The organism is Spirosoma profusum (genome assembly GCF_014699005.1).
GTDB classification, from domain to species: Bacteria; Bacteroidota; Bacteroidia; order Cytophagales; family Spirosomataceae; genus Spirosoma; species Spirosoma profusum.
On record NZ_JACWZY010000001.1, the window covers coordinates 621,512 to 633,482 of the forward strand.

Here is an 11,971-nt window from a genome sequence, read left to right on the forward strand (position 1 = left end):
ATCAGGCAGACTTAGGTACTTCTTTTCGCTTTGTCTTCAGCAAGTCGGTACCGGCTTGATAACCCATCACAATAAGGCGGCCAATATCGTCCGAATTAAACTTCATCAGATTAAGGAACAAAGGTTCTGTAGGCCGGACGACAGTCAGATTCAGATTGCGACCGTGTAATTTTTCGCGTTCAGCGAAACGTTCCGCCCAGGCAATGTCATTGTTTACCAATTGGTTAACCGTAATGTCTTTCACCCGATCCATCAAATTCAACAGGTTGCGGTAGTTGAATTTTTCGTTGTAAATTTTTCGGGCATGGCAAGCCACACAGGCAATGTCGGTCGCTCCATCCTCGATTGCGACACGTAGCGGAGCCACTTCCCGCAATCCACCGTCCAGAAACGCCCGGCGGTGATCGCCACCAATCTGTACGGCAGGCATCAGAAAAGGCAGCGAACTGCTCGCAAATACGTAATCCAGAAAATTAGGGTCGTGGACATCGGCGTAACACATATCACCCTCGATGATATCGACGGCCCCGACTTTTAGTTTCAAAGGTCCGTTTTTGATAGCTTCCAGATCAACATTGTTACGTATCAGATTCTGAATCGGTGAATTATCGAGCAGGCCATCGAACCGGCTCATAATGGTATTAAATCCCATCCGGAACCGCGACCGAATTACCGCTACGTCATCGGGTTTGGTGATGTTACGTATCCAGAATTCAATTAACTGTTTGCCTACTTTTACCCAATCAATCTGCCCGGCTTCGGCCTGCTGACGGGCGGCTTCATGCGCAATGAACGTAGCGTTGAGGCTACCGACCGAAATACCATAAAGCTGTTCAGGTACAAAACCAGACTCAAACAGGGCCACAACGGCACCTACCTGAAAAGCTCCTTTCAATGAACCTCCGCCCAGAACAAGTGCTTTTTGAGAAGGTATTGTGGCAGGCGGAACAACGGCAGGTTGCGGAACGGGAGGAATCGGATTATCAATCATTGCAAACGAGAGTATAGGACGAAAGCAGACTTTCAGGCGCGGTAAGTTGCGGTTTTTCAGTTAATAAACAAAACGTAGCATTTTACCGATAGTTGTGAAAGAGTTGCTGTAATTACCAAAGGCTTTTCGGCGTCTGCACTTTCCTTGCTAATATTGTCGCTGAATTAGTCGTCAGTCGATAGTTGTCGTCAGTCGATGGGTGAGATTTAATTACTGCTTGACTATAGACTATCGACTAAAAAAATGCCCCTCTCCGTCGCTGACATACAGGCCCCGATTGCTGCTGAAATGGAATTATTTGAGCAAAAATTTAAGGGTCAGATGAAAAGCGAGGTCATGCTACTCGACCAAATCATGAATTACATCGTGAAGCGGAAAGGCAAGCAACTTCGACCAATGTTTGTATTCCTGATGGCCGGTATTTGCGGACAAATCAAAGAAGCAACGTATCGGGGTGCATCCCTTATTGAATTGCTCCACACCGCTACGTTGGTTCATGACGACGTAGTAGATGATTCCAATTATCGACGCGGGTTTTTCTCCATCAATGCACTCTGGAAAAACAAAGTAGCCGTTCTGGTAGGCGATTATCTGCTGTCGCGCGGTTTGTTGTTGTCGGTCGACAATGGCGATTTTGATTTACTTCAGATCGTTTCGCGGGCGGTACGCGAGCTGAGCGAAGGAGAACTGCTTCAGATTGAAAAAGCGCGTCGGCTGGACATTACCGAAACTGTTTATTACGATATAATTCGGCAAAAAACGGCCTCGCTCATTGCGGCCTGTTGCGCTGTGGGTGCTCGCTCGGCGGGTGTCGATGAGGTCACCGTTGAGCAGGCGCGGGCATTTGGTGAGCAAGTCGGTATTGCGTTCCAGATAAAAGACGATCTGTTCGATTATGGAACCGCCGAAGTCGGAAAACCGCTGGGCATCGACATCAAAGAAAAAAAGATGACCCTTCCGCTGATTTACGCGTTGAACAAAGCCGGTTTTCTGGAAAAACGACGTATTATCAATACCATCAAAAACGAGAGTGATAATCCGAAAAAGGTAAACGAAGTAATTGAATTCGTGAAGAAATCGGGTGGTATCGAATACGCTACTGAAGCCATGAATCGCTACGTTGCGAATGCGCAGTCACTGCTCAATTCATTTGCTGATTCTGCGTACCGCCAGTCCATGCACCAACTGGTGCAGTACACAATTGATCGTAGTAAATAGTCAGCAACGTAGCAGGGAATAATCCTGAGGACGTAGTAAACCAGTAGGGCTGATTGTTTTATACATTTGCGAAAAGTTCTCCCAATCTAACAAGCCACAGCATGCGCCTGATTGTCTCCATTCTGCTGTTAACGTTCCATACGATACTCTCGCTTGCTCAACCGAAAAAAACAGCTGCAACGCCATCAACAATAGCTCGGCCAAAACTGGTCGTTGGCATTGTGGTCGACCAGATGCGGTACGATTACCTCTATCGCTACTATTCAAAATTCAGTACAGGCGGATTTCGACGCATGATGGATGGCGGTTTTAATGCCCGTAACAACCATTATCACTACGCTGCTACGTATACGGGTCCTGGTCATGCTGCCATCTACACCGGTTCTGCTCCGGCGCTGAACGGTATTGTTGGAAACGATTTTTACGAACGTAACATCGGGCGGCTTATGTATTGTGCCGAAGATACAACCGTTACGACGGTAGGAAACACCGGAACGGCGGGTAAAATGTCGCCCCGAAATCTGCTCGTAACGACCATTGGCGATCAGCTTAAACTGGCTACTGATGGTCGGGCGAAAGTGATTGGTATTGCATTGAAAGATCGGGGCGCGATTTTGCCGGCGGGCCATGCTGCCAATGCCGCCTACTGGTATGATTCGAAAGATGGCAACTTCATTAGTAGTACGTTCTATATGAAGGAGTTACCTCAGTGGGTGCAGGAATTTAACGGTCGTAAATTATCAGATCAGTTTCTGAGCCAGAAGTGGGAAATGTCGCTTCCGGCCGAGCAGTATACCGAAAGTACCGTCGATGATGAGCCTTATGAATCCGTGCTAGCGGGCGAGACAAAATCTGTTTTTCCGCACACGTTTGCCATTCAGGCGGGCGGCAGCAAATATGAACCACTACGTACCAGCCCTTTCGGTGACCAGATTACAAAGGATTTTGCGCTGGCAGCACTCAAGGCAGAAAAACTAGGTCAACGCGACGTAACGGATATGCTTTGTGTTAGCTTCTCTTCACCCGACTACATTGGCCACGCGTTTGGTACGCATGCCATTGAAACAGAAGACAATTACATCAGACTGGATAAGCAGTTGGCCGATATTTTTAACCAACTCGATGCTACCGTCGGCAAAGGACAGTGGACGGCGTTTTTGTCGGCGGATCACGGCGTTGTTGATGCTCCCGGTTTTTTGCAGGAATATCGGATTCCGGCAGGTGTGCGCAGTTATGGTGAAATCGGCGAAAAAGTAAAGGCGACACTCGAAAAAGCGTACGGCCCCGGTCAATGGATGTTGTCTTATATAAACCAGCAGATTTACCTGAATCATGCGTTGCTGGTTGAGAAAAAAATTGCCATGCAGGAGGTTTACGAGTTGCTACGTAGTGTTTTACTGAAACAGAAGTCAGTCGTTAACGTAGTGAATCTACATAATCTCGGCGCTGAAGCGCTGCCAGAATTGCAGGCTAACCTATTCCGAAATGTCAATCACCCAAACCGCAGTGGTGATATCTACGTAATGCAGCCTCCAGGCTGGATTGAGGGACGTAACAAAGGGACTACGCACGGCACTACGTATGCGTATGATACGCACGTACCTTTTTTAATCTACGGCTGGGGCATACGGCCAGGGCAAACGCTACGTCGAACACACATTCACGACATTGCTCCAACCGTTACCGCCCTGCTCGGCCTGCTCGAACCCAGTGGTTGCATCGGCAACCCAGTTGAAGAAGCGATAAAGTGAAGTATGATATAGGGTGTATGAAATTTGAACTACATACAGCATACACCCTATATCGTACTTCATATATCTAGAATGAAGCTTACTTCTTTAAAGCCAAAATAGCGCACGTCCCCGTTTTCAACCACAGCTAATCGACCGGCGTCATCTACACCGATGATGGTGCCTCGAAAATGGCGGCCCTGGCTCTCAAATAGCTGCTCTTCCTGATACCGATAAAGGATTTGTAAGTAATTGTTTTTCAATTCTTCTCGCTGCCCGGAACGTAGCTGGAGATAGCGTTGTTCTATTGTTGTGCAGAGCATACGTAGCAACCCGGAGAGATCATAGCCATTGGGTAGGGGAGATTCTAATTGGAGTGAGGTCGCTGTTACGTAGCTAAGTTCGGTTTGATTGATATTCAGCCCCATACCGACTACCGACCACGCGATGTTGGACCCATGAAGTGTATTTTCGATTAAAATTCCTCCCAATTTCTTCGAACCCACGTAAATATCGTTAGGCCATTTTACGCGAAGCAAATCGCCTGTCAAGGGTTGCAGAGCGTCGTATATGCCCAGCGAGATAGCCATATTAAGCCAGAATTGCTCGGTTGCCCGAAGAAAAGATGGCTTGAGAATCAGTGAAAATGTTAGATTTTGACCTGATGCTGCCAGCCATAAGTTGCCTCGCTGACCGCGTCCTGCTGTCTGGTAATCGGTTATGACAAGAGTACCTTCTGCGGCATCCGTTCGGGCAATCAAAGCAGACGCTTCGTCGTTAGTAGACTGACAGGTTGGCAGATATTGGATTATTTGCCCAAGAAAAAGTGTTTTGGGATAGATTTTGTACAAAATATTGTATAGTTTAGTAGTAGAGCTAATATATGGTGCTGAGAACGCTGGCCGTTCTGAAGACAAAGTACCCGCTGAGTAGCTATCGTGCAATGTTAAACCGAAAGCATGAGAATTAACAAAAATGTTGAATTTACTGCCGAGCAAGTACGTGATATGGTTGTTCGGGGAATGCAGGAGAAAAAAGCGCAGGATATAGTTGTGATGGACCTGCGTCATGTTAAAAATGCCATCTGCGATTACTTTGTCATTTGTTCGGGTAATTCCGACACGCAGATTGACGCCATTTCGTCATCCATTGAAGAGGAAGTTTATAAAGCCAGTAAGCAGGACCCCTGGCATCGGGAAGGTAAAACGAACCGGGAATGGATACTGCTGGATTACGTCGATGTAGTAGCGCACGTCTTTAAAAAAGACCGACGGGCTTTCTACGATCTCGAGCAATTGTGGGGCGACGCTGAAATTCATTTAATCGAAGAGGGCGACCTGACAGTAGCTTCCTGAGAAAGAACTGATTATTTTTGGCTGATAGATACCACACTCAGCGTTAATGGGCCGTTTATGGGGGTAAGTAACCGCCTGTCCCAAGCGTTTCGTAAGAGAAACATTCATCTTCGAAACGATGTTGTTTTTGAATAAGTCAGTATAACCTGAAAAAATGGCAGATAATAATAGAAATCCGTTAGTACCCCGTGGTGGGCCACGAAAGCCCAACTTTCAGGGCTGGATTGTTGCATTGCTGATTGCCGCCATTCTTGGCATTACGTTCTTTAACCGAAGCTCTGCCACGCGTGATACTACGCAGCGAAACTTTGAGCGGATGGTGAGGAATCATGAAGTTGCTGAAGTGGTCGTAGTCAACGATAAGATAGCCGAAATAACACTCACTTCGCAAGCCGCTCAAAGTCCTAAATACCGTGCTCTGTTTGCTGACAAACCATATTTTGGGTCGAACAGTGGGCCGCATTACCAATTTCAGATTGCTTCTGGCGAAACCTTTAAAAAGGATCTGGATGCTATCCAGCAGGGCATGCCTGATAACGAGAAAATCGATTACCGGTTCGAGCAACGTAGCGACCTGGGTAGTATTATCAGTACATGGGGCTTCCTGATTGTCATGATTCTGGCCATGTACTTTCTGCTCGGACGTATGTCGGGAGCAGGTGGTCCGGGAGGTCAGATTTTCAACATTGGTAAGTCGAAAGCCGCTTTGTTCGATGCGGACAATAAAGTAAAAATTACGTTCAATGACGTAGCAGGTCTGGACGAAGCCAAAGAAGAGATCAAAGAGATTGTCGATTACCTGAAGAATCCGACCAAGTTTACAAAACTTGGTGCGAAAATTCCGAAAGGTGCTCTCCTGATTGGCCCTCCGGGAACAGGTAAAACCTTGTTAGCCAAGGCTGTGGCTGGTGAAGCGGGTGTGCCGTTTTTCTCTCTATCAGGTTCCGATTTTGTGGAAATGTTCGTGGGTGTTGGTGCTGCTCGGGTACGTGACCTCTTCAAACAGGCGAAAGAAAAAGCCCCTTGCATAATCTTTATTGATGAGATTGACGCTGTTGGTCGTTCGCGGGGACGGGGTTCAATGCCTGGTGCTAATGATGAACGCGAAAACACACTGAACTCACTGCTGGTTGAAATGGACGGTTTTGCGACCGATTCAGGTATCATTATTCTGGCTGCTACCAACCGCCCTGACGTACTGGACTCTGCTTTGTCACGGCCAGGTCGTTTTGATCGTCAGATTAGCATCGACAAACCCGATATTGTCGGTCGGGAAGCTATTTTCCGGGTCCATTTGAAACCAATTAAATTGGCACCTGACGTTGATCCCAAAGAATTAGCAGCTCAGACGCCTGGTTTTGCTGGCGCCGAAATCGCAAACGTATGTAACGAAGCGGCTCTGATTGCGGCACGTAGCGACAAGGATGCAGTCGATATGAAAGACTTCCAAGATGCAATGGACCGCGTGATTGGAGGTCTTGAGAAGAAAAATAAAATTATTTCGCCTGAAGAAAAAGAGATTGTGGCCTATCACGAAGCTGGTCACGCCGTAGCAGGCTGGTTCTTGGAACATGCCGACCCACTCGTTAAGGTAACGATTGTGCCCCGTGGCGTAGCTGCATTGGGGTACGCGCAGTACCTCCCACGCGAGCAGTATCTATACCGCACTGAGCAACTCATGGACGAGATGTGCATGGCGTTAGGTGGCCGGGCAGCCGAGGATCTTATTTTCGGTAAAGTATCGACGGGTGCACTGAGTGATTTGGAACGTATTACTAAGCTGGCTTACAGCATGGTAACCATGTACGGCATGAACGATAAAATTGGTAATGTATCGTTCTACGATTCGAAACAATCGGATTATACGTTCAACAAACCCTACTCCGAGGAAACGGCCAAGCATATTGACGAAGAAGTTCGCAAGATTGTTGACATTGCTTATACACGCACGAAGGAGATGCTGACCGATAAGCGTGAAGCGCTGGAAGTGATTGCCAAGGAATTGCTCGAGAAAGAGATTCTATATCAAAACGACCTGGTTCGCTTGATTGGTAAACGGCCGTTCGAACGCGAAACGGTTTACCAAGCCTACAAAAATAAAGGCGTAGCCGAAGAGGTTAAAGAAGAGATTGGGAAAGAAGCCAAACCGGCTGAAACCGAACCCGAATCACTTCCACTCTAGACTAGCTCTCTAATTCATAAAAAAAGCTTCCCCATTATGGGGAAGCTTTTTTTATGAATTAGAGATTACTTTTTACCTAATTCAATCACCTGCATATCCAAAATTTTGCCGGCATCGAGTGAGAAACGGATGACGGTTCGCATGGTGTGAAATCCGGTTTTACCTGCCGCACCTGGATTTATAAAAAGCATATTATTTAACGCCGAATCACGTACTACTTTCAGAATGTGCGAATGACCGCATACAAAAATGTCGGGAGGATTGGCTTGTAAGATTGGCCTTACCATCGGATTGTATTTGGGCGGACTGCCGCCAATGTGTGTCATCCATATGATTAGTCCTTCGCAAGTAAAATGCTGGTTAGCCGGAAGCTCGGGCGATTCACGATCAATGTTACCCGACACGATACGTAGTGGGTGAAAGTCTCGCAACTCCTCTGCCACTGTTAACAAGCCTACATCGCCAGCGTGCCATATTTCATCACAGCTTTTGAAATGGCTGAAAATCTGCGGGTCGAGATAACTGTGCGTGTCAGACAGTAGGCCAATACGTGTCATTTGGATGGTTCGGAAACAAGAATATAATACGCGTTTTTATCGTGTTGACGAAGGAAGCATCTTTACATTTCCTTGCAGACCCGTTTGGATACTTTAAGATGCTTCGTGCCTGCTCCGGCGGCCCGGTCAGTATGACAAAAAACTATAAATACAGGGCTCACGAAGCCAAAATTTGGTCTTTCATCTCGCTACGTATCCGTTTTTTGTCAATTTTCCCCACGCTGGTTTTCGGAATTTCAGATACGAACAGAATGTGATCGGGAACGTACCATTTGTGTAATTCTCCACGATCTACTTTGGCTTGAAGCCCAGCTTTGATACGTTCAGCGGTCAAATCGTAACCTGGTTTTAGGACAATAAGTGCATGCGGCCGCTCACCCCAACGGTCATCGGGTAAGCCTACTACGGCCGATTCTGCAACACCCTCAACCTGAGATAGCGTATCTTCCATGTCAAGCGATGAGACCCATTCTCCGCCGGTTTTAATAACATCTTTCGTACGGTCAGCAATGATAATCCAATTGTCGGGCGTAATACTTGCTACATCGCCAGTGTGCAGCCAGCCGCCTTTCCAGAGGGCAGCCCCGCGTTCAGGGTCGTTGTAATAACCTTGCGTAAGCCACGGACCGCGCGCTACAATCTCGCCAAGAGAGTGACCATCATGCGGCACGAAATTACCTTCGTCATCCATCAACCGCATGTCGATAAATGGGCTGATACGTCCTGCTCGTGTCCGCAACTCTAGCTGCTCAGACATGGGTAATTGTCTCTCGGCTTCATTCAGGTAGCCAACTGCCATGACTGGTGCTGTTTCGGACATACCGTAGCCAGCTAATACTGTAATACCCAGATCAATAGCCGCTTTAGCAAGCCCTTTTGTTAGGGCTGAGCCACCAATCATTACTTTCCAGCGACTAAGTGGCTCTCGGAATTTCTGCGCTGCTGGGTTGCTGACCAGCATATTGAGAATTGTTGGTACGCAATGCGACAACGTAACACCTTCTTTAATAAGCAGTTTTAGAAGTAGCTCCGGCTCGTAACGCCCCGGATAAACCTGCTTGGCCGACATCATAGTTGCCAGGAATGGGAAACCCCAGGCGTGTACGTGAAACATGGGTGTAATGGGCATATACACATCAGTTGACCCCTTGAAAGGCATCGCTTCGTACCCAATAATGTAGGTTAGCAAGCCCATGGTATGCATAAATAACTCCCGATGCGAGAAATAAACCCCTTTCGGATTACCCGTGGTGCCGGTGGTATAGAACGTAGTGGCCCAAGTATTTTCGTCAAAATCCGGGAAGTCGTAGTCGGCAGAAGCAGGTTTGAGCAGGGCTTCATATTCACCCACAAATCCAGCCGGAATCTCACTCAACGTAGTGATTTCTTCTGTACCTGTGTAGACCTTATCGCTCAACACTACGTACGTATCGACGGTTGTCAACTGACTTTTTATGGCCGTCAGTATGGGTAAAAAATCTTCGTGAATCAGTACCACTTTATCCTCGGCATGATTCATGGTAAATAAAATCTGCGTGGGCGAAAGCCTTACGTTGATGGTGTGCAGAATCGCCCCCAAGCTTGTCACTCCAAAAAAACATTCCAGATAGCGGTGGCTATCCCAGTCCAGAACGGCCACCGTATCGCCGGGTTTTACGCCTAACTCGGTCAATACGTTCGCTAGTTTGCGGACGCGCTCGTTGAATTGAACGTAGTTGATTCGGAATAAATCGCGGTAAACAATTTCGCGTTGGGGTTCATACCGCAACGACTGCGCCAGCATAGATTTGATGATCAAAGGTGGCTCATTAGCCTCGGCTGTACGAGGAATTAATTTCGTCTGAATCATGAACGGTTAATGAGTTTAGTAGGAAAACGATGAAGTCGAAGGTAGTCGTGAACGATGGAAAGAAAAAATTGAATTCATAAAAAAGCCCGACCTTAGATAGACCAAAGTCGGGCGACGTAGTATGGTTAACGGTGTTACGTTATAAAAGTAAACCCGCCAGTGTGGCTGACATATAACTAGCTAACGTACCACAAATCAGCGCTTTAAAGCCAAGCCTTGCTAAGTCGCTACGTCGATTTGGAGCTAATTCGCCAATGCCACCTACCTGAATAGCGATGGAACTGAAATTAGCGAAACCACATAGTGCGAAGCTGACGATGGCAATCGTCTTAGGGTCAAGCGTTGGTTTAACTTTGACGAGTTCGAGGTAAGCCACAAATTCGTTGACAACCATTTTGGTCCCCATGAGTGAACCCGCCGTCTGAATGTCCTTACCAGGAACGCCCATGGCCCATGCAAATAGTGAAAATACTTTACCCAACAGGAAGTTCAGACTCAGGTAATCTATACCAATAATGTAGAAGCCAACCCGAAATAAAATGCTGTCTATCAGGGCTATTAAGGCAATAAAGCCGATCAACATGGCAATTACATTGAAACCGACTTTGAGTCCTTCGCTGGCTCCAGAGGCAATGGCATCGAGTAGATTAGCGTGAGCTTTCTTGATTTCTACTTTCACCGTTCCCTGCGTTTCCGAAGATTTCGTTTCTGGCATTACAATCTTGCTGATAACCAGGGCACCTGGTGCCGCCATAATACTAGCTGCGAGCAAATAAGGTGCAGGTACACCCAGCGAGATATAGACAGCCAGCACACCTCCAGCAATACAGGCAAAGGAACCCGTCATGCTAGCAAGTAGCTCTGAGTTGGTCATGCCGTTCAGGTAAGGCTTAATCATGATTTGCGCTTCTACCTGCCCCACAAACGTACTCGCTACGTTCGACAGTGCTTCTGCACCACTGACCCCCATAAGCCACTTCATGGCACGGGCCATCACAGCAACCACCCGTTGCATAATGCCCAAATGGTAGAAGATGTTTACCAGAACGGCGACAAAAATGATGGTTGGAATAACTTTGAAGAAGAAAATAAAATCGTTGCCGGGACCAAAGGCCTTCACCAGTATGTCGGTCCGAACTAAAGGAGAAAACACAAATTCAGCTCCTTTATTCGCTTTCTGCAACAGCCGGTCAACGTAGTAACCTAGCCCTTGAAAAAGTTGTTGACCAATGTCCGTTTTTAAAACAAATAAGGCTAGGCCAAATTGGAGGGCTAATCCGACACCAACCGTGCGGTAATTGATGGCTTTTCGATTATCAGAGAGGGCATAGGCGATACCCAGAATTAAAACAATGCCAATCAATCCAGTAAATCGTTCCATTCAGTACAAGTAGAAGAGACAGTTAGATTGGCTAAGATACAAAAAGAGCCTATAGTAAATGCAAACAGGATAATCTGGCAAATAATGTTCGCCAAATTATCCTGTTTATGTAAGTATATGTTATGCGATAAGCAGTGCTACGTCTAGCGAAAAACCAGGTAATACGTCTTCACCATCTAAGACTCCCAAACCAGTAATCTCCTCTCTGGGCTGGTTGGATCGGTAAACGTAGGTTGTCTGGTTGGCTAAATCAATTAACCAGCCTAATCGACAGCCGTTGTTTATCCAGTCGTCCATTTTCTCGAAACAGTCTTTAGGTCGGTCTGACGGCGAACGCAGCTCAAGTACAAAATCAGGGCATAAGTGTAAAATTTTTCGGCGCTCATCACTTGTCAGCGCATCCCAACGGCTCTGGGAAATGGCAGCCACATCGGGCGACATAATAGACGTATCGGCCAGCCGAAATGCCGTTGAAGAATCAAAAAACTTACCAAACTTGGCTTGACGATTCCAGAAACCAAATCTGGCTGCAATCTCAAAGTTGTAATTCCCTGTTTCGCCATCTGAGTTTGCCATAAATATTACGTCGCCATTCTTCCGACGCTCGAACTTGAGGTCTGAGTTACTCTGGCAAAAGCGCATGAACTTGTCATCGTTCATTCGTAAATCTGCTGGCAAACGTACCCGTATTGATTCCATATGACTAAT

General features: G+C 46.9%; 10 protein-coding genes. 4 read left to right on the forward strand and 6 right to left on the reverse strand.

Features of this window, described 5'->3' with window-relative positions; genetic code table 11:
* Position 1 precedes the first annotated feature (1 nt).
* Positions 2–991: a patatin-like phospholipase family protein gene (locus tag IC229_RS02275; RefSeq protein WP_190885285.1), complete on the reverse strand. Its 990-nt coding sequence runs from the start codon at positions 989–991 to the stop codon at positions 2–4.
* Positions 992–1,234: 243 nt separating this feature from the next.
* Here IC229_RS02275 and IC229_RS02280 point away from each other — a divergent pair, with 243 nt between their 5' ends.
* Both IC229_RS02280 and pafA read left to right on the forward strand, forming a co-directional pair.
* A complete protein-coding gene (locus IC229_RS02280; RefSeq protein WP_190885286.1) occupies positions 1,235–2,209 on the forward strand; it encodes a polyprenyl synthetase family protein in 975 nt (324 codons plus the stop codon).
* Between the two features lie 101 nt (positions 2,210–2,310).
* Positions 2,311–3,960 (forward strand): alkaline phosphatase PafA, encoded by a 1,650-nt coding sequence (gene pafA / locus IC229_RS02285; RefSeq protein WP_190885287.1) that lies wholly within the window; start codon positions 2,311–2,313, stop codon positions 3,958–3,960.
* Positions 3,961–4,019: 59 nt separating this feature from the next.
* Here the strand turns inward: pafA and IC229_RS02290 are convergent, their stop codons facing one another.
* Positions 4,020–4,790, reverse strand: a complete 771-nt coding sequence (locus IC229_RS02290) for a biotin--[acetyl-CoA-carboxylase] ligase (protein WP_190885288.1) — start codon at positions 4,788–4,790, stop codon at positions 4,020–4,022.
* 108 nt (positions 4,791–4,898) lie between these two features.
* Here IC229_RS02290 and rsfS point away from each other — a divergent pair, with 108 nt between their 5' ends.
* Both rsfS and ftsH read left to right on the forward strand, forming a co-directional pair.
* Complete coding sequence (gene rsfS, locus IC229_RS02295) at positions 4,899–5,294, forward strand: ribosome silencing factor (RefSeq protein WP_190885289.1); 396 nt, start codon at positions 4,899–4,901, stop codon at positions 5,292–5,294.
* A gap of 154 nt (positions 5,295–5,448) precedes the next feature.
* Entirely contained in the window at positions 5,449–7,476 is a 2,028-nt protein-coding gene (gene ftsH, locus IC229_RS02300) for an ATP-dependent zinc metalloprotease FtsH (protein ID WP_190885290.1), read from the forward strand.
* A 65-nt stretch (positions 7,477–7,541) separates the two neighbouring features.
* On the opposite strand, the gene IC229_RS02305 is transcribed toward ftsH, so the two are convergent.
* The 4 genes from IC229_RS02305 to IC229_RS02320 form a co-directional block, all read right to left on the reverse strand.
* Complete coding sequence (locus tag IC229_RS02305) at positions 7,542–8,033, reverse strand: metallophosphoesterase family protein (protein ID WP_190885291.1); 492 nt, start codon at positions 8,031–8,033, stop codon at positions 7,542–7,544.
* 157 nt (positions 8,034–8,190) lie between these two features.
* Positions 8,191–9,882, reverse strand: a complete 1,692-nt coding sequence (locus IC229_RS02310) for a fatty acid--CoA ligase (RefSeq protein WP_190885292.1) — start codon at positions 9,880–9,882, stop codon at positions 8,191–8,193.
* Positions 9,883–10,021: 139 nt separating this feature from the next.
* Positions 10,022–11,263 carry a NupC/NupG family nucleoside CNT transporter gene (locus tag IC229_RS02315; protein WP_190885293.1) on the reverse strand — a complete coding sequence of 414 codons (1,242 nt, stop codon included), beginning with the start codon at positions 11,261–11,263 and terminating at the stop codon, positions 10,022–10,024.
* A 120-nt stretch (positions 11,264–11,383) separates the two neighbouring features.
* A complete protein-coding gene (locus IC229_RS02320; RefSeq protein WP_190885294.1) occupies positions 11,384–11,962 on the reverse strand; it encodes a Uma2 family endonuclease in 579 nt (192 codons plus the stop codon).
* Positions 11,963–11,971: the final 9 nt, after the last annotated feature.